The sequence below is a fragment of the Micromonospora rubida genome (assembly GCF_009908295.1).
GTDB lineage: Bacteria > Actinomycetota > Actinomycetes > Mycobacteriales > Micromonosporaceae > Micromonospora > Micromonospora rubida.
This window is the reverse complement of the sequence record NZ_JAAALO010000001.1, coordinates 512,321-530,836: the sequence shown is the minus strand read 5'-3', so window position 1 is coordinate 530,836 and position 18,516 is coordinate 512,321. Positions and strand designations below refer to the sequence as shown.

Sequence of the window (18,516 nt, the reverse complement as noted above, 5' to 3'; positions counted from 1 at the left end):
GAGACCCCTGACATGTCCGAGATGTTGCGCGCCCCCGTCGAGGTCAAGTTCGCCGAGGAACTGGCCTGGCTGGAGTCGGTCGACACCGACCCGAAGCCGTTCTCCTGGCGGCTGAGCCCCCGCATGGTGCGGCTGTTCGTGCTCGGCTCCGAGCGGGCCGACGGGCTCGACCGGGAAATCGCCCAGAAGTGGTTCGGCGACCGCAGCTTCGTCGAGCGGGCCATCGTCACCCTCGCCTCCGACCGGGGCCTGCTGCTGATCGGCGACCCGGGCACCGGCAAGAGCTGGCTGGCCGAGCTGCTCGCCGCCGCGATCTGCGGCAACTCCACCCTCGTCGTGCAGGGCACCGCCGGCACCACCGAGGACCACATCAAGTACTCGTGGAACGTCTCCATGGTGATCGCGAAGGGGCAGTCCCGGGATTCGATGATCCCATCGCCGATCATGACCGCGATGGAACAGGGGGTGATCGGCCGGTTCGAGGAGCTGACCCGCTCGACCAGCGACGTGCAGGACGCGCTGATCTCCATCCTGTCCGAGAAGTACGTCTCCATCCCCGAGCTGGACGACGACAACATCGTCTTCGCCAAGCCCGGCTTCTCCATCATCGCGACCGCCAACAGCCGGGACCGGGGAGTCAACGACCTGTCCTCGGCGCTGAAGCGGCGGTTCAACTTCGTCCGTATCCCCGTGGTGACCAACAAGCGCAGCGAGGCGGAGATCGTCCGGTTCCGCACCGAGGAGCTGCTGCGCCGGCACAGCATCGAGCTGGACGTCCCGCCCACCCTGTTGGACATCCTGCTGCAGAGCTTCGCGGACCTGCGGGCCGCCGCCGCCTCGGCCACCAGCGACGACGAGAAGCTGGAGTCGGCGCTGTCCACCGCCGAGCAGATCGGCGTGCTGGAGGACGCGATCCTGCACAGCCAGTTCTTCGGCGACCGCACCCTGAGCGCCGAGACCCTCGCCGGCTCGCTGGTCGGCTCGCTGGCCCGGCGCAGTCCGGAGGACCTGGCGATCTTCAACAAGTACCTGCACGGCGTCGTGGAGCCCCGGGCCAAGAAGGACGGCGGCTCCTGGGCGGGCTTCCTCGACGGTGGCCGCCAGGCGATCGCCAACCTGTCGTGACCGGCCCGACGACCGCGCCACCCGGCGCGACCCCAGCACCGCCCCTCGGGGCGATCCCGTCGGCCGGGGCCGCCGGGGGTGGGTCCCCGGCCGCCGACGCCGCGTCCGGCGCGTTCCGAGGGCTGCGCGACCAGCTCACCGACGCCGCCGAGGCGTTCGCCGACAGCCCGGGGGCGCTCGCCGGCATCCTCACCGGGATGATCGACGACGTCGACCGGGCGCTCGGCGAGCGGCTGGAGATCTTCCCGGTCTGCCACCACTCGCCGGCCTCCGCGCTGGCCATGGTGCGCCGGCTGCGCGCGAAGCGGCCGAAGGTCATCTACCTGGAGCTGTGCGAGGACCTGCAACCCCTGCTGGGGGAGCTGCGCAACTGCCGGCTGCCGGTGGCGGTGCAGGCGTTCGCCTCGAAGCTCGACGGGTTCCCCGTCGAGTGGGCGCCGCTGAGCGTCGTCGCCCCGATCACCGAGGCGTCGGCGGAGTACCAGGCCATCGCGTACGCGCTGGAGACCCCCGGCGTGGAACTGGTGTTGGTGGACCGCTCGGTCGACCACGTGTTCCAGTGGTCGCCCCGGGAGCCTGTCGAGGGTGGTGGCGGGGCGGGCGGCCCCGCCGACGGGGCGCCGCAAGAGGCGGCGGCGACCCACGAGGAGGAGGCGGCGCTGCACGGCGACGCCGTCGGCGTGGAGATCGGCGACCTGCGGCCCGGCTTCGCCGAGCTGGAGGCGTACCTGCTGCACCACGGCAAGGTGCGGCACTGGTCGGAGTGGTGGGACCAGTACGTCGAGCAGCCCCTCGTCGGCGCCGACCACGAGACGTACCGCCAGGTGATGGTGCTGATCGGCAGCCTGTTCCGGCGGCTGCGCCCGGCCGACGCCGAGCGGCTCGACCGCGACGAGGAGCGCGAGCGCTACATGTGGACCCGGATGCGGGAGCATTTGGCCGCCTCCGGCGCCGACCCGGTCGACTGCCTGTACGTCTGCGGCGCGTTCCACGCGGCCAGCCCCGTCGCGCAGTTCGGCACCGGCCCCGACGCGGCGGCGTACGAGATCAGCCCGCGCACCGCCACCCGCTGGCTGTACGGGCTGATCCCGTCCAGCCACTCGGCGATCGAGGCGCAGTTCGGGTTGGCACCCGGCTCGGTGTCCATCGCCGCCGCCACCTGGGCCAAGGCGGTGTCCCGCTCGGGTGCGGCCCCGTTCCGGCTCGCCGGCCAGCAGGGCGGCAAGCGCGCGTTGGGACGCTCGCGCAGGGCAGCCGCCCCGGTCGCGGTGGCCGACGAGCCGGTGACCGACCGCCTGTCGGGCTTCCTGGCCCGCCCGCCGGTCCTCGACGACCTCGACGAGGCGGAGTTGCGCGGCTGGTGCGTGGACATCGTCCGGCTGGCCCGGCGCAACGGGTACCTGGCCAGCACCGCCGACGCGATCGCCGTGTTCGAGACGTCGATCCTGCTCGCCGGGCTGCGTAACCGGGCCCGCCCCACCCCGTACGACTTCGCCGACGCGGCGGTGACCTGCATCGAGAAGGACGTGGTGCCGGGCCGGCGGGACGTCCGCCGGCTCTGCGAGATTTTGCTCGGCGGCGACCGGATCGGCCAGGTCGGCTACGAAGCCCTGCCGCCGCTGGCCCGCGACGTGCTCGACCGGCTCGCCCCGCTCGGGCTCGACCTGGACAAGCGCACCATCCAGCGGGCCCTGCTGGACCTCCAGAACCAGCCGGCCGTGGTCCCCTGCTCCGACCTGCTGTGGCGGCTGCGCCACCTGCTGCCCCGCGACGCGGTCCGCCCCATCATGGGCGAGCGGCGGCTGGGGGAGCGCTCGGCGCAGGAGAGCTGGGACCTGGCGCTCGGCCGGCACCAGCGCGGGCTGATCGAGCTGGGCTACGAGGGCGTCACCGTCGAGCAGGTCCTCGAACAGCGGCTGCGCCGCCGGGCGTGGGGGCCGCAGGCCACCGCGGCGGTCGCGCTGGAGGCGGTCGAGGACGCGATCCTGCTGCTCGACGGCCGCCGGCTCGTCAATGAGCTGGGCGCCCGTGCCGTGGAGCTGCTCGCCGCCGAGCGGACCGTCGACGAGGCCCCGGAGGTGCTGCGCCGCATCCGCCGGCTGCTGGCCCACTACCGGGCCACCGAGCCGGACCTGCCGGCCTGGTGCGCGGCCTTCGTCACCACCGGCTACGCCCACTACTGCACCCTGCTGCCCACCGCGTTCGTCGACGCCGAGGCGGGGGTCCGGCAGGTGGCCGCCATGCTGGGCTTCCTGTTCAGCATGGAGAGCCTCGCGCTGGCGCTCGGCTGCGACCGGGCCCAGCTCGAACTGGCCGTTGGGCAGTCCCGGCCGGAGGCGCCGGCCCGGGTGGCGCTGCACTGGGCCGCCCAGCACCAGCTCGGCCTGCTGCCGCTCGCCGAGCTGCGGGCCCGCGCCGTGGAGCTGCTGGCCAACCCGCTGGTGGTGCCGGCGTTCCCGCAGTACCTCAGCGGGTTCGTGCAGGCCCTGGAGCCGGTGCCCGGCCTGGCGCCGTTCGTGGTCGAGCTGATGTCCACGGCGTTCGCCCGGTTGCCCGACCCGGTGCTGCTGCCCTGGCTGCCCACGCTGATCACCACCCTGCGCGACCAGGCGGGCGAGCTGGTGCCGACGCTGGTCCGCGAGGCCGGCCGGACGTTCCCCGCCGCGCTGCCCGCCCTGGACGCGTGGGTGCCGCCGTGGGCGGCCCGACCGGTCGCGTCGCCCGCCGCCGCGCAGGTGTCCGCCCCGGCCGGGCCGGTGGTCGACCTGCTCGTCGGCCACCCGGCGGCCTGCGACGCCGTGGCCGACCTGCTCGGCTGCCCCGGCGAGTGGCGGATCGGCGAGCCGCCGGCCGGCCCCGCGACGGCGGTCGATCCGGAGGTGATCGCTCTGCTCGCCGCGCACCCGGCCACCACGGCCGAGGTCGAGACCCTGCTCGCCCCGGCCCGCTGACCCGACCCGGCAGACCACGAGCGGCGGACCCCGACCGCTGATCCGACCCGGCGGACCATGACCGGCGGACCCCGACCCGGCAGGCGATGGCCCGGCAGGCGATGGCCGGTCGGGTCGGGTCGGCGGTCGGGCTGGTCCGGGGCGGAGCGGCGGGGCGGTCAGGGGCGGCGGCCCAGGTGGTGGCGCAGCGCGAGGTGCAGGGCGAGCCGGGTGTCCGGGTCGTCGAGCTGCGCGCCGTACCGCTCGCGCAGCCGGCGCAGCCGGTACCGGACGGTCTGCGGGTGGGTGTGCAGGAGCCGGGCGGTCTCGACCACCTGGCCCTGGGTGTCCAGCCAGGCGGCGAGCGTGTCGGCGAGGGCCCGCCGGGCGGCCGGCCCGAGTGGGGCCAGCGGCGCCAGCGCCCGTGCGACGAGCCGGTCGGTCAGCCCCGGCTCCCAGGCGGTGAGCAGGGTGAGCAGGTGCGCGTCGCAGTCCAGCACGCCGTCGGCGGGCAGCACGCCGTCCCGTTGCAGGCGCAGCGCCCGCCGGGACAGCCGGTACGACGTGCGGGCCTGCCGCAGCGGCACGGTCGGGCCGAGGGCCGCCCGCCGGCCGGTCAACGCCCGGCGCAGGTGGGCGAGGCGGCCCGGGGCGCCCGGGTCGGGCAGCACGATCCGGACCACGTCGTCGATGACCGTGGCCACCGCGCCGCCGCCGAGCGCGCGGGCGAGGTGCTCGTCGTCGGTGCCGTCGACGCTGACCACGGCGACGGTGCCGGGCAGCGGCCACCGGGCGGCCTCGGCGGCGGCGTGCAGCGCGGCGTCGCCGGGCGGGTCCGGCTGGACGAGCAGGGTGATCAGTCGGCGGCGGACCACGGTCCAGTCGTGGGCGGCGTCCCGCTGCTCGTCGAGGTAGCCCTCGGCGGCGGCCCCGGCGAGGGTGTCGGTGTAGCCGAACAGGGCGGCGGCGATGAGGTACAGCTCGTCGGCGGCGAGCCGGTCCGGCCGCTCGGGCGCGACGAGGAACGCCCAGAGGGCCCGGGCGCCGACGGTGAGCACCGAGCGCAGCGCGTCGACGCGGTGCCCCTCCTGGTACTCGGTGCGGCCGAGGTCGTGGAAGACCCGCCGGGTGTCGGCGAGGGGCCGGCCGGGGTCGGCGACGGCCGCCACGAACGCGTCGACGGCGGTCTCCACGCCCAGGGCGAGGCCCCGGCCCTGCCCGCCGGTCAGCGAGCGGCCCTGGGCCCGCATGGTGGCCCGGACGCTGTCGAGGGTCTCCTCGTGCAGCAGCGGCCGGACCGCCCGCAGGTGCTCGCCGACGTGTCGGGGCAGCCCGGCGAGGCGGGGCTCCAGCTCTTCCAGGGTGTCCGCCACGGTCGCCCGCCTTCCCGATCCGCCGACGATGTGCGGCACCACAGCCGCAATCCTTGTCACCCGGGTGACAAATGCCGGGGCCGATCCTGCGTCGGCGTACCACCGATTTTGGCACCATGGTTCGTAGGGTTCCGGCATGGACGCGGATGTGATCGTTGTCGGGGCCGGACTGGCGGGCCTGGTCGCCGCCACCGAGGCGGCCGACGCCGGCCGGACGGTGCTGCTGCTGGACCAGGAGCCGGAGCAGAACCTCGGCGGGCAGGCGTGGTGGTCGTTCGGCGGGCTGTTCCTGGTCGACTCGCCCGAGCAGCGGCGGATGGGCATCCGTGACTCCGTGGACCTGGCCTGGCAGGACTGGCTGGGCAGCGCCGCGTTCGACCGCGCGGAGGACCACTGGCCGCGCCGGTGGGCCGAGGCGTACGTGCACTTCGCGGCGGGGGAGAAGCGGGCCTGGCTGCGGTCGATGGGCCACCGGATCTTCCCGGTCGTCGGCTGGGCCGAGCGGGGCGGCGGCGCGGCCGACGGGCACGGCAACTCGGTGCCCCGGTTCCACGTCACCTGGGGCACCGGCCCCGGGGTGGTCGAGCCGTTCGCCCGCCGGCTGCGCGCGGCGGTGGACGCCGGCCGGGTCCGGCTGTGCTTCCGGCACCGCGTCGACGGCCTGGTCACCGCCGGCGGCGCGGTCACCGGGGTGCGCGGGGCGGTGCTGGAGCCCAGCGACGCCCCGCGCGGCGCGCCCAGCTCCCGGATCGAGGTCGGCGAGTTCGAGTACGCGGCGCAGGCCGTCGTCGTCACCTCCGGCGGCATCGGCGGCGACCACGACCTGGTCCGGGCGGCCTGGCCGGCCCGGCTCGGTAGCCCGCCGAAGCGGATGGTCTCCGGCGTCCCGGCGTACGTCGACGGGCGGATGATCGGCATCACCGAGGCCGCCGGTGGGCAGGTGATCAATCCCGACCGGATGTGGCACTACGTCGAGGGGCTGCGCAACTGGGACCCGATCTGGCCGCAGCACGGCATCCGGATCCTGCCGGGGCCGTCCTCGCTGTGGTTGGACGCCACCGGCCGACGCCTGCCGGCGCCGCTGTTCCCCGGCTTCGACACCCTCGCCACGCTGCGCCACCTGCGCGCCACCGGCCACGACCACAGCTGGTTCCTGCTCACCAAGAAGATCATCGCCAAGGAGTTCGCGCTCTCCGGCTCGGAGCAGAACCCGGACCTGACCAACCGCAGCATCCGGCAGGTGGTCGACCGGGCCCGCGCGGGCACCCCCGCGCCGGTGGCGGCGTTCCTGGAGCACGGCGCGGACTTCGTCGTCGCCGACACGCTGGAGGCCCTGGTCGCCGGCATGAACGACCTCGTCGCCCCGGACGGCGGCCCGAGCCTGGACGTCGCGCAGGTGCGCCGGACCGTCGAGGCCCGGGACCGGGCGATCGCCAACCCGTTCGGCAAGGACGCCCAGGTCACCGCGGTCCGGGGGGCGCGGGCGTACCGGGGCGACCGGCTGATCCGGGTGGCCCCGCCGCACCGGCTGCTGGACCCGGCGGCCGGGCCGCTGATCGCCGTCCGGCTCAACATCCTCACCCGCAAGACCCTCGGCGGCCTGCACACCGACCTGGACGGCCGGGTGCTGCGGGCCGACGGGCAGCCGCTGCCCGGCCTGTACGCGGCCGGCGAGGTGGCCGGCTTCGGCGGCGGGGGCATGCACGGCTACAGCTCCCTGGAGGGCACCTTCCTCGGCGGCTGCCTCTTCTCCGGCCGGGCCGCCGGCCGGGCGGTGGCCGCCGCGACCGCCTGACCGCCGTGGCCGCCGCGACCGCGACCGCCGTGGCCGCCTGATCGCCCCGACCGCCTGACCGCCGCGAGCCGCGCTACCGCCTGACCGCCGGGAGCCGCGCGACCCGTCGGCGGCGGGCAGCTCCGACGCCGCGCCGCGATCGGGGAATCGGCGCGGAGTATGACCGTAATGGATATTGACCAGGCGATAGACGCATGTCAGTGTTTGCTTCCCTGGAACGAACGTCGCGGCGCCCCTCCGGACGCCGCCGGACCCCGCCGCCCACCCCCTGCGCGCGGGGTCCGGTCACGCCCAGGTGCACGAACCCCCGACCTGCACCGAGGAGCATCATGAGACGCACAACGTTGACCGCGGGCATCGCGCTCGCCGCCGCCGTCGCGCTGACGGCGTCGACGGCGACGCTGCCGGCCGCCGCCGCCCCCGTCGCCCCTGCCGCCCCCGCCCCGGCGTTCGCCGCGCTGGCCGCCCCGGACATCTCCGTGACCAACGTCCAGGCCCACCTGACCCAGCTCCAGAGCATCGCCACCAGCAACAGCGGCCACCGCCGGGCCGGCTCGGCCGGCTACACCGCCTCGGTCAGCTACGTCAAGAGCAAGCTCCAGGCCGCCGGCTACACGGTCACCGAGCAGACCTGCACGAGCTGCACCTACCAGGGCAACAACGTCATCGCCGAGTGGCCCGGCACCGCCCCGGCCGACCAGGTGGTCATGTTCGGCTCCCACCTGGACGGCGTCTCCGCCGGCCCCGGCATGAACGACAACGGCTCCGGCTCCTCGGTGCTGCTGGAGAACGCCCTGGTGCTGGCCCAGCAGAACCCGACCATGACCAAGCGGGTCCGGTTCGCCTGGTGGAACGGCGAGGAGCAGGGCCTGCAGGGCTCGAAGTTCTACGTCAACTCGCTGACCACCGCCCAGAAGGGCTACATCAAGGGGTACTACAACTTCGACATGGTCGCCTCGACCAACGGCGGCTACTTCATCAACCGGGTCACCTCCACCACCGCCGCGCCGCTGAAGGCGTACTGGGACTCCCTCGGCCTGGCGCCGGAGGAGAACGTCGAGGGCCAGGGCCGCTCCGACGACTACTCGTTCCAGCAGGGCGGTATCCCCACCTCCGGGTACGCGATGGGGGCCAGCGCCCGCAAGACCAGCGCGCAGGCCACCAAGTGGGGCGGCACGGCCAACGCCGCGTACGACCCCTGCTACCACGCGTCCTGCGACACCACCAGCAACGTCAACGCCACCGGGCTCAACCGCAGCGCCGACGGCATCGCGTACGCGATCTGGGACCAGGCGGTGGGCAGCGGCACCCCGACCAACGACTTCTCCGTCGCGGTCAGCCCGACCTCCGGCAGCGTCGCCCAGGGTGCCTCCACCACCGCCACGGTCTCCACCGCCACCACCTCCGGCAGCGCCCAGACCGTCGCCCTGTCCGCCTCCGGCGCGCCCAGCGGGGTGACCGTGTCGTTCAGCCCGTCGTCGGTCACCTCCGGCGGCTCGTCCACGATGACCGTCGCGGCCTCCTCGACGGCGGCCACCGGCACGTACACCATCACGGTCACCGGCACCGGGTCGGCGACCCGCACCGCCACCTACAGCATCACCGTGACCGGCACCGGTGGCTGCGCCGGCGGCCAGGTGGTCGGCAACTCCAGCTTCGAGAGCGGGGCCACCGTCTGGACCGCGTCCTCCGGCGTGATCACCAACTCCACCAGCCAGGCCGCCCGCACCGGCTCCTACAAGGCGTGGCTCAACGGGAGCGGCAGCACCAACACCGAGACGCTGTCCCAGTCGCTGACCGTCCCGGCCGGCTGCACCACGTACACGCTGTCGTTCTGGCTGCACATCGACACCACCGAGACCACCACCTCCACGGCGTACGACAAGCTCACCGTCCAGGTCGGCAGCACCACGCTGGCGACGTACTCGAACCTCAACAAGGCCACCGGCTACGTGCAGCGCACCTTCAACGCCGCCGCGTACGCCGGGCAGACGGTCACCCTGAAGTTCACCGGCGTCGAGGACGTCTCGCTGCAGACCAGCTTCGTCGTCGACGACGTCACCCTCACCGCCAGCTGACCGGAGCGGAAGGGGCCCCGCCAGCGCCTGCGCCACGGCGGGGTTCCCTTCCACCGGCTCACGTCGACCTCCGCCGGCCGTCGCGGCTGCCCGCCGCGACGGCCGGCCGTCGTTTCCGCAGGGATGGCCCGGCCCCACCCCCGGCGGCCCGCCCGGGGTGGGGCCGGCGGCCGACGCGGCGTGGGCCGGGTGGCCCCGGGACGACTCAGGAGGCCTCGGCGGCCCGTTCAGGCGTCGGCGGCGCCGGATTCAACTGTGCCGGAGCGGCCTGTGCCGGAGCGGCCTGTGCCGGAGCGGCCTGTGCCGGAGCGGCCTGTGCCGGGGTGGTCTCGCCCGGGAGTAGTCGCTCGGCGAGCACGATGGCCAGCGACACGAAGGTCAGCACCGCGCCGACCAGGAACGTGCCCCTGGTGTCCACCGTGGACAGCGCGACACCGCCGATCAGCGCGCCGCCCGCGATGCCCACGTTGAACGCCGCCGAGTTCGCCGCGAAGCCCAGCTCGGTCCGCCCCGGGGCGACCTGGAGGATGCGCGCCTGGGTGGCCATGAACACCGGAGCCGCGGAGGCGCCGAGCAGGGCGAGCAGGCCGATCACGGCGGCCTTGACGTCGGCGAACAGGTACAGCCCGGTCAGCGCGACCGCCTGCAACCCCACCGTCAGCACGAGCGAACCGTGCGGGAACCGGTCGAGAAGCGGGCCGACCCCGCTCACCCCGACGATGCCGGCCAGGCCGAAGACGAACAACATCACGCTCACCGTCTGCGGGGCGAAGCCGGTCACGGTGGTGAGGAACCGCTCCACGTAGGTGAACCCGGCGAAGATGCCGGTCACCGAGACGGCGGTGGTGGCCAGCACGATGACGAAGCGGCCGGTGTGCGGGGCGGAGGCGTACGCGCCGTGGCTGTCCTCCGGTCGGGTCGTCGGCAGCAGCACCGCGATCACCACCAGCGCGAGCACCCCCAGGGCGGTCAGCGCCAGGAACGGCGCACGCCAACCGCCCTGCTGGCCCAGCCACGTGCCGGCCGGCACGCCGAGCACGGTGGCCAGCGAGCCGCCCACCGACATCACCGCGATCACCCGACCCCGCACGGCGGGGGAGAACAGGCCCACCGCCACCGGGGCCAGCACCGCCCAGAACAGCGCCTGGGCCAGCGCCGTGGCCACCCGGGCGGTGAGCAGGACCCAGTACGAGTCGGCCAGCACCGACACCAGGGTCGCCACCACCATGACGGCCAGCACGCCGCTGAGGACGTACCGCCGGGGCCAGCCGCGGCTCACGTGCGCGAACGGCAGCGAGATCACGGCCACGGTGAGGCCGTACCAGGTGACGAGGTAGCCGACCGAGGACAGCGACACGTCGAGGTCGTCGGAGATCAGCGAGAGCAGGCCGATCGGCAGGTTCTCGGTGGTGTTGAAGGTGAACGCGGACAGCGCGAGGGCCAGCAGCACGATCACGCGCCGCCAGGTGCTGGAGGACATTCGTCAGCCGTTCCTTCCGGGGCGCCCGGGCGCCCTGAGCGGGGGGTATCGGTCATTGGTCGTGGTGCGGTTCGTCCGGGTCGGACGCCGCATCGGGACGCCGGATGCCGTGCAGGATCCGGCGCACCACGGTGCTCAGCGCGGCCAGGCCACCTCCTCGCCAGATCGAGTAGTGGTCGCCCGGGACGACGACCTGCGTGACGTTTCCCGCGATCCGCTCCCAGCGCATCAGCTCGGCCGGCGTGTCGGCGGCGCGGACCACGGTGACGGGGCCGGGGTACCCCTCGACCGGCCGGTGGGCGATCAGCGCGGACAGGTGCGCCTCGAACAGCCGGTACCGGCTGTCCAGGAACGATCCGTCGAGGTCCTCGGGGAGCACCCCGGCCCGGCCCAGCGCCTCGAACGCCGCCCCCGGCCGGGTGTCGGCGGGCAGGGTCGCCAGCACCGCGGCCACGGCAGCGGTGTCGACGCCTCCGGCGGCGAGCAGGTCCACCACGAACCTCGCCACCCGTCGCAGCCCCACCGGGTGGCGCATCGCCGCGGGCAGCGCGCTGTCGACCAGGATCAGCGCCGGCACCCGCGCCCCCGCCCGGCGCAGCCGGTGCGCCATGTCGAGGGCCACGACGCCCCCCATCGACCAGCCCAGCAGCGCGTAGGCCGGCCCGGGTCGGGCCTGGCGCAGCGCCTCGACGTACCCGGCCGACAGCTCCGCCAGCGACCCGGCGGGGGGCCGGTCGTCCTCGAACCCGGGGGCCTCCAGCGCGACGATCGGCTGGTCGTCGAGCAGCCGCGCCAGCGGCAGGTACGGGTACGGCGAGCCGGAGACGGCCGGTACGCAGCACAGCGGCGGGCCCCCGGTGGCATCGGTCATGGCGATCACTGCCGCGGCGTCGGCGCTCATCGCCCCGCCCGCCCGTGCCCCGGCGGGTCGACCAGGGCGGCGACGTCGGCCACCGTGGCGGCCCCGTAGATCTGCCGGAGCTGGAGCTTGACGCCGAAGGCCCGGTTGATCCGGCTGATCAGCCGCATGGCCTGCAACGAGTTGCCGCCGAGGGTGAACAGGTCGGCGTCGGCGCCGATCCCGGCGACGCCGAGGACCTCCTCGAACATCGTGGCCAGCGCCCGCTCGGTGGCGGTCGCCGGGGCGGTCGTGCCGCGGGCGAAGCCCGGGTCGGCGGGCCCCGGGTCGGGCAGGGCCGTCCGGTCGATCTTCTGCGACGTGGTCAGCGGCAGCTCGTCGAGCATCACCCAGACGGCCGGCACCAGGTGGGCGGGCAGTTGCGTGCCGAGCCGGGCGCGCAGCTCGGCCGGCGCGGGCGGCGTCCCGTCCACGGCGAGGTAGCCGACGAGGCACGGCTCACCACGGGCGTCGGGGCGGACCGCCACCGCCGCCCGGCGGATCCCGGGCAGGGCCGCCAGCGCCGCCTCGACCTCACCGGGCTCGATCCGCAGCCCCCGCAGCTTCACCTGGTCGTCGAGGCGGCGGAGGAACTCCAGCCGGCCGTCGGCGTCCCACCGCACCAGGTCACCGCTGCGGTAGACCCGGCCGTCCGGGCGGAACGGGTCGGGCACGAACCGTTCCCGGGTCAGCTCCGGCTGACCGAGGTAGCCCCGGGCCAGCCCGGCGCCCCCGATGAGCAGCTCGCCGTTGGCGCCGTGCGGGGCCAGCCGGCCGTACCGGTCGATGACGTACAACCGCCGCCCGGGGTGGGGCCGGCCGATCGGGGGCGCGGAGCGCCACCGGTCGTGCGCGCACTCGTGGTCGGTGCAGCCGACGGCGGCCTCCGTCGGGCCGTACAGGTTGACCAGCCGGCGGCCCGGCAGGTTCCAGGCGTTGACCAGCTCCGCCGGTAGCACCTCGCCGACGCTCATCACCGCTCGCAGGTCCGGGTACGACCCCGGTTCGAGGCTGGCCAGCATGGTCGGGGTGAGCCCCAGGTACGTCGCCCGCCGGTCGCGGACCAGCGCCGCCACCTCGTCCGGGGACGAGCCCTCCTCCGGGGAGACCAGCAGCAGCGTGGCGCCGGCGGTCAGCGCGGTGAGGATCTCGCCGAGCGCGACGTCGAAGGTCAGCGCGGCGAACTGGAGCAGCCGGTCCGCCGGCCCGAGGTCGAGCCGCCGCCGGTAGTGCGCGACGAAGCAGGCGAGCGCGGCGTGCTCCAGCGCCACCCCCTTCGGCTGGCCCGTCGAGCCCGAGGTGTAGACCACCGCGGCCAGCGCGTCGGCGGTGCTGCGCGGGGCGGCCGGCGGGGCCTGCGGGGTCAGGTCCGTCAGCACCGGCTCCCAGCCCACGGCGGCGGGCAGCCGGTCGAGCAGGGTGGACCGGGTGAGCACCACCGGGGCGGCGGTGTCCCGGATCAGGTGTTCCAGCCGGGCGGCCGGGTGCTGCGGGTCCAGCATCGCGAAGGCCGCCCCGGCCCGCAGCACGCCGAGCATGGCGGGCAGCACGTCCAGGTCCCGGTCGGCGACCACGGCGACCACCCGGTCCGGCCCCACCCCCCGGCGGACCAGTTCGGCGGCGATGCCGTCGGCCCGGCGCAGCAGCTCGCCGTACGTCAGCTCGCGTCCCCGGCAGACGGCGGCCACCGCGTCCGGCGTGTCCGCAGCGACCGCCGCGATCAGGGCGTCCAGCGGCTCGTCGTGGGCGGGAGCGGGACCGCCGTCGCCGAGGTCGAGCAGCGCCCGCTCCTGCTCGCCGGAGAGCAGCGGCAACGCCGACAGCGGCCGGTCGGGGTCGGCGCAGGCGGCGTCCAGCACCCGCGACAGGTGGTCGAGCAGCGCCTCGATCCGCCAGTCGTCGAACAGGTCCGTGGCGTACTGGACGTGCACCGTCAGCCGGTCACCGGCGGCGGTGAAGTCCACCGAGAGGTCGAAAGGCGCGCGCGTCGAGGGCGGGGAGACCAGCTCGACGGCGACGCCCGGCAGCTCCAGCCCGCCGCCCGTGGTGCCCTCGCCGAGCAGCTGGACGCAGACTCCGAACAGCGGGTTGCGCGCCTCGTCGCGCACCGGCCGGACCCGCTCGACCACCTTCTCGAACGGGACGTCGGCGTGGTCGTACAGGGACAGGTTCGCCTCGGCGACCCGGTCGAGCAGCTCGGTGAAGGTCGGGTCGCCGGTGAGGTCGAGGCGGAGCACGACCATGTTGACGAAGAGCCCGACCACGTCCTCCAGCTCCGGCTCGTCGCGGCCGAGCAGCGGCACCCCCAGCGGCAGGTCCTCCTGCCCGGCGTGGGTGGCCAGCACCGTGGCCAGGGAGGCGGTCAACGCCATGAACGGCGACACCCCCCGCTCCCGGCAGAGCCGGTGCAGCCGGCCGACCAGGCCGGCCGGCACCTCCCGGGTGACGGCCCGGCCGCGCTGGCTGGCCACCACCGGTCGGGGCCGGTCGCCGGGCAGGTCGAGCGTCGGCAGGTCGCGCAGCGCCCCGGCCCAGTACGCCAGACCCTCCTCCAGCGCCTCCGGCGTCGCCCGCGCCCGCTGGGACCGGACGTGCGCGGCGTACCTGCCGCGGGGCGGGGCGAGGTTCGCCGGGCGCCCCTCGACGGCGGCCCGGTAGAGCGCGCCCAGGTCCCGCTGGAGCAGCCCGGTCGACCAGCCGTCGGTGACGATGTGGTGCAGTGTCAGGCAGAGCAGATGGTCCTCGTCGGCCACCCGCAGCAGCCGGAACCGGTACAGCGGCCCGCGTCGCAGGTCGAACGGGGTGCCCACCTCGTCGTGCAGCGCCTCGGCCAGGGCCGCCTCCCGGGCGGCGTGGTCTCCGGAGAGTGGCTCGACGTCGATCGGCACGTCGGCGGGCGGGGCGATCGTCTGGTACGGCACGCCGTCGCGGGCGCCGAAGGTGGTCCGCAGCGCGTCGTGGCGGGCGACGAGCCCGGTGACCGCCCGGCGCAGCGCGACGACGTCGAGCGGGCCCCGCAACCGGTAGAACAGGGGGCTGTTGTACGTGGACTCGCCCGGGGTGAGCTGGTCCACCAGCCACAGCTGCTCCTGCGCGAACGACAGCGGCAGCGGCGCCGGGGTGGCCTCGTCGGCCGCAGTGCCCGATGTCGTGGTGGGGGACGTCATCATCGGCATCCTTTCATGGATCGACGGATCATGCGGGTACCCGCCGACGGCGTCGTGCGTAATTCGCAACGGCGCCGGAAAACGGCGGTCGTGTCTCCAGCGCCCGCGCGGTACGATCCGCGAACGCGTATCGACATTGACCGGAGCCGCTTGCAACGGGCGGCCTCCGAGGGATTATGGGGGCGAATTCTGGTGTACCGGGAACCGATAGCGGAAATCGCGGCGCTGTTCGACGTGTACCAGCAGGGCCTGGCCTTCCACGCCATCTGCGCGATGGCCCGGCTGGAGGTTCCCGACCGGCTGGCCGACGGCCCCCGGGACGTCACCGGCGTGGCCGCCGAGCTGGGCCTGGACGCCGACGCATTCCGCCGGCTGCTGCGCCTGCTGGAGTGCCACGAGATCGTCGGGTACGACCCGGGCGCCGACGAGGCGTGGCTCACCGACCGGGGCGAACTGCTCTGCCGGGACCACCCGATGTCGCTGCGGGCGACGTTCGCCACGCTCGGCGTCTCGGACGTGGCGCACCGGCTCGTGGACACGCTGCGCACCGGCGGGCCGGCCGCCCCGGCGGCGCTGGGGGAGGGGTTCTGGGCGTACCTGGCCGCGCGGCCGGACCGCCAGGCGGTCTTCAGCGAGGCGATGGCCGAGCAGGCCCGGTTACTCTCGCTGCCCTGCGTGCCTTTGCTGGACTGGCCCGCCGGCGGCACGGTGGCCGACGTCGGCGGCGGCAGCGGGGTGCTGCTGACGGCGGTCCTCGAGGCGGCCCCCGGCGTGCGCGGGCTGCTGCTGGACCAGCCGCAGGTGTTGCCCCGGGCCCGGGAGCGGCTCGACCGGCACGGGCTCGCCGGCCGGTGCGACGTGCTCCCGCACGACCTGTTCGACCGGGCCCCGGCCGCCGAGGTGTACCTGCTCTCCCGGGTGCTGCACGACTGGGACGACGCGGCGGTGGCCCGGATCCTGTCCCGGTTGGCCGAGGCGGCGGCCCCCGGAGCCCGGCTGCGGCTCTTCGAGGACCTGCTGCCGGAGAAGGGCCCGCTCGCCCCGACCCAGGCCTGGTCCGACGTGGTGATGATGGTCCTGTACGACGGGGCGCGCGAGCGCACCCTCGGGCAGTACCGGGCGTTGTTGGAGCAGGCCGGCTGGGCGCTGGACGGCACGGTCGCGGGGCCGCCCGGCATGCACGTCATCGAGGCCCACCGGGGCGGCCGGCCGGCGTGACCGCCAGATCCAGCCGGCTGAGCCCGTTGAGGAAGTTCGACGGCTGGCGGGTCACCGCGCCGGCGACCGCGAAGCCCTCGGCCCGGTCCCGCAGCACGTCGAGCAGGCAGCGCAGCTCCATCCGGGCGAGGGCGGCGCCGAGGCAGTAGTGCGGGCCGGCGCCGAAGCCGAGGTGCGGGTTCGGCGACCGGTCGGGCACGAACCGGTCCGGCTCGGCGAACACCTCCTCGTCCCGGTTGCAGGAGGGGAACCAGACCACCACCCGGTCGCCCGCGGCGATCCGCGCTCCGCCGAGCGTGGTCGCCGTGGTGGCGGTCCGCATCGCGTGCATCGGCGGCGAGGTGTGCCGCAGGATCTCCTCCACCGCCCGGTCGGTCAGTTCCGGCTCCCGGCGCAGCCGGTCCCACAGCTCGGGCTGCTCGGCGAAGAGCAGCAGCGCGCCGGAGGCCGCGTGGGGGGTGGTCTCCAGGCCGCCGTTGAGCAGGCCGTCGCAGTTGAGGATGATCTCCTCGTCGGTCAGCGGCCTGCCGTCGACCACGGCCCCGGCGAGCACGCTGACCATGTCGTCGCCCGGCTCCGTCCGGCGGCTGTCCAGCAGTTCGCCGAAGTACAGAAAGATCTCGGTGTGCGCCTCGACCCGGTCGGCGAGGGCCCCGGGGCTGGTGTCGGAGTCGTCGAAGGCCTGGATCGTCAGCCCGGTGAGGCGGTCCCAGTCCTCGGCCGGCACGCCCATCATCCGCAGCAGCACCCACGCCGGGATCAGCGTGGTCAGCTCGCCGACCGCGTCGAACGCCGTGCCGCGCCCGATCAGGCCGGCCAGGTGCCCGGTCAGCCGCCGGTGCAGGTCGTCGTGCAGCCCGGCCAGGGCCCGGCTGGTGAACCACGACGCCAGGGCGGTGCGCAGCCGGCGGTGCGCGGCCCCGTCGGAGACCACCAGCATCCGGTCGGTGGCGGCCCGGACGGCCTCGGGGGCGCTGCCCAGCCGCATCCCGCGCGTGGAGGTGAACACCGCCGGGCGGCGGACCACCTCGTCCCCGGCCCGGTAGCCGGTGACCGACCAGAAGCCGCCGTCGGCGGTGGGCTGCCAGGCGACGGGGTGCCGGGCCCGCGCCTGCCGCCACAGGGCCAGGTGCCGGTCCCCGGTGAACTGCCGCGGGTCGGTCGGGTCGAAGTCCGGCCCGGCGGCGGTGGCCGGTGGGGTTTGCGTGGTCACGGGCTCTCCCAATTCGGTGGCGGTCGCGGCGGTGGTGCCCGGCGCCGGAACGGTGGCGGGAAATATGGGTAGCATTGTGCTGCCGCTCGCGTCGGAAAATTGTTCCGGAGCGGATTCACCCACTTATTTTCTCTCACTGCGTCGATTGGGCTCGACTGGTTATGCTCGGCTCATATGACCATCCGCGCGGTGCCGGGAAGGGTTCGTGTGCGGCAGCGGAAAAGCATTCGTCCGTCGCGGGGGGCGCACATCGCGCCGACGCCGGCACGCCCCGGGCCGCGCCGACGTGCCGTGGTTCTTCGACGCACGCCCGGGGGGCGTGAGAAGGAAGCGACGATGTTCAAGGAAGCGACGTTGTACTCGCCGGTCATCCGGACCGAGAACGGGCACGTGTCGGTGCTGTTCGCGGAGGAGCATCCTGGGCGCCACGACGAGGCGTACCAGCGGCACCGCGCACGGATCGCGAAGCTCGCCCTGGACCACGTGCCCGGTCAGCCGGTCCCGGACGTGCGGTACACCGACGAGGAGCACGAGCTGTGGCGGCTGGTCGGCGCCGAGCTGCGGGAGAAGCACCAGCGTTACGCCTGCCGGGAGTTCCTCGACGGCGTCCGCCGGCTGGACCTGCCGACGGACCGGCTGCCCCAGCTCGGCGAGGCCTCGGCGCGGCTGACCGAGCTGACCGGGTTCCGGTTCCGCCCGGCGGCCGGCATCGTGGAGATGCGGGACTTCTACGGCTCGCTCGCCGACGGGCTGTTCCAGGCCACCCAGTACATCCGGCACTGCTCGATGCCCCGGTTCTCCCCCGAGCCCGACATGATCCACGAGGTGGTGGGGCACGGCAGCGCGCTGGCCAACGACCGTCTCGCGGGCATCTACCTGCGCGTCGGCGAGGCGGCTCGGCGGGCGGAGAACCGCGAGTCGCTGGCCGCGCTCTCCCGGGTCTTCTGGTTCGCCCTCGAGTACGGCCTGGTCCGCGAGGACGGGGAGATCCGGGCCTGCGGGGCCAGCCTGCTGTCGTCGGTGGGGGAGCTGGAGCAGTTCCGGGAGGCCGCCGACATCCGCCCGCTCGACGCCGCCGAGATGAGCGCGCTGACCTACCGGGTGGAGGACTACCAGCCGGTGCTGTTCTGCGCGGACTCCTTCGACGACCTGGAGGCGTTCCTCGACGGGTTCCTCGACGAGGTGCGCTGCGGCGCACCCACCGGCGCGGCCCGGGGCTGAGCCGGCCGTCCGCCGTCC

The 18,516-nt window shown here is 74.7% G+C and carries 11 protein-coding genes; 6 read left to right on the top strand and 5 right to left on the bottom strand.

The features are described 5' to 3' along the window. The first annotated feature begins 12 nt into the window (after positions 1-12). Positions 13-1,125, top strand: a complete 1,113-nt coding sequence (locus GVV04_RS02220) for an ATP-binding protein (RefSeq protein ID WP_161684043.1) — start codon at positions 13-15, stop codon at positions 1,123-1,125. A gap of 53 nt (positions 1,126-1,178) precedes the next feature. After that, the gene (locus tag GVV04_RS02215) at positions 1,179-4,076 is read left to right on the top strand and encodes a DUF5682 family protein (RefSeq protein ID WP_328822199.1); all 2,898 of its coding nucleotides are present in this window, start codon (positions 1,179-1,181) and stop codon (positions 4,074-4,076) included. A 158-nt stretch (positions 4,077-4,234) separates the two neighbouring features. Here the strand turns inward: GVV04_RS02215 and GVV04_RS33800 are convergent, their stop codons facing one another. Beyond that, complete coding sequence (locus GVV04_RS33800) at positions 4,235-5,428, bottom strand: helix-turn-helix domain-containing protein (protein WP_161684042.1); 1,194 nt, start codon at positions 5,426-5,428, stop codon at positions 4,235-4,237. A 136-nt stretch (positions 5,429-5,564) separates the two neighbouring features. Here GVV04_RS33800 and GVV04_RS02205 point away from each other — a divergent pair, with 136 nt between their 5' ends. Next, a complete protein-coding gene (locus GVV04_RS02205; RefSeq protein WP_161684041.1) occupies positions 5,565-7,223 on the top strand; it encodes an FAD-binding dehydrogenase in 1,659 nt (552 codons plus the stop codon). A 329-nt stretch (positions 7,224-7,552) separates the two neighbouring features. Then, the gene (locus GVV04_RS02200) at positions 7,553-9,301 is read left to right on the top strand and encodes a M28 family metallopeptidase (RefSeq protein WP_161684040.1); all 1,749 of its coding nucleotides are present in this window, start codon (positions 7,553-7,555) and stop codon (positions 9,299-9,301) included. Positions 9,302-9,506: 205 nt separating this feature from the next. On the opposite strand, the gene GVV04_RS02195 is transcribed toward GVV04_RS02200, so the two are convergent. Genes GVV04_RS02195 through GVV04_RS02185 form a run of 3 tightly spaced genes read right to left on the bottom strand, consistent with a single transcriptional unit; the run spans position 9,507 to position 14,846 of the window. Beyond that, on the bottom strand, positions 9,507-10,781 hold the full coding sequence (locus GVV04_RS02195) for an MFS transporter (protein WP_161684039.1): 1,275 nt from the start codon (positions 10,779-10,781) through the stop codon (positions 9,507-9,509). Positions 10,782-10,833: 52 nt separating this feature from the next. Next, complete coding sequence (locus tag GVV04_RS02190) at positions 10,834-11,682, bottom strand: thioesterase domain-containing protein (RefSeq protein ID WP_161684038.1); 849 nt, start codon at positions 11,680-11,682, stop codon at positions 10,834-10,836. Beyond that, positions 11,679-14,846, bottom strand: a complete 3,168-nt coding sequence (locus GVV04_RS02185) for a non-ribosomal peptide synthetase (RefSeq protein WP_161684037.1) — start codon at positions 14,844-14,846, stop codon at positions 11,679-11,681. The genes GVV04_RS02190 and GVV04_RS02185 overlap by 4 nt, the downstream gene beginning before the upstream one ends. A 192-nt stretch (positions 14,847-15,038) precedes the next feature. Between GVV04_RS02185 and GVV04_RS02180 the strand changes: the two genes are divergently transcribed. Beyond that, complete coding sequence (locus GVV04_RS02180; RefSeq protein WP_161684036.1) at positions 15,039-16,064, top strand: methyltransferase; 1,026 nt, start codon at positions 15,039-15,041, stop codon at positions 16,062-16,064. On the opposite strand, the gene GVV04_RS34250 is transcribed toward GVV04_RS02180, so the two are convergent. Then, the gene (locus tag GVV04_RS34250; protein WP_161684035.1) at positions 16,030-17,277 is read right to left on the bottom strand and encodes a cytochrome P450; all 1,248 of its coding nucleotides are present in this window, start codon (positions 17,275-17,277) and stop codon (positions 16,030-16,032) included. The two genes, GVV04_RS02180 and GVV04_RS34250, sit on opposite strands and share 35 nt — an antisense overlap. Before the next feature lie 336 nt (positions 17,278-17,613). Between GVV04_RS34250 and GVV04_RS02170 the strand changes: the two genes are divergently transcribed. Further along, complete coding sequence (locus GVV04_RS02170; protein WP_161684034.1) at positions 17,614-18,498, top strand: phenylalanine 4-monooxygenase; 885 nt, start codon at positions 17,614-17,616, stop codon at positions 18,496-18,498. Positions 18,499-18,516 lie beyond the last annotated feature (18 nt).

Excerpts from the sequence above, each read along its gene's own strand:
- GVV04_RS02220 (WP_161684043.1), top strand. The coding sequence starts at position 13 with ATGTCCGAGATGTTGCGCGCCCCCGTCGAGGTCAAGTTCGCCGAGGAA.
- GVV04_RS02205 (WP_161684041.1), top strand. The coding sequence starts at position 5,565 with ATGGACGCGGATGTGATCGTTGTCGGGGCCGGACTGGCGGGCCTGGTC.
- GVV04_RS02200 (WP_161684040.1), top strand. The coding sequence starts at position 7,553 with ATGAGACGCACAACGTTGACCGCGGGCATCGCGCTCGCCGCCGCCGTC.
- GVV04_RS02195 (WP_161684039.1), bottom strand. The coding sequence starts at position 10,781 with ATGTCCTCCAGCACCTGGCGGCGCGTGATCGTGCTGCTGGCCCTCGCG.
- GVV04_RS02190 (WP_161684038.1), bottom strand. The coding sequence starts at position 11,682 with ATGAGCGCCGACGCCGCGGCAGTGATCGCCATGACCGATGCCACCGGG.
- GVV04_RS02185 (WP_161684037.1), bottom strand. The coding sequence starts at position 14,846 with ATGACGTCCCCCACCACGACATCGGGCACTGCGGCCGACGAGGCCACC.
- GVV04_RS02170 (WP_161684034.1), top strand. The coding sequence starts at position 17,614 with ATGTTCAAGGAAGCGACGTTGTACTCGCCGGTCATCCGGACCGAGAAC.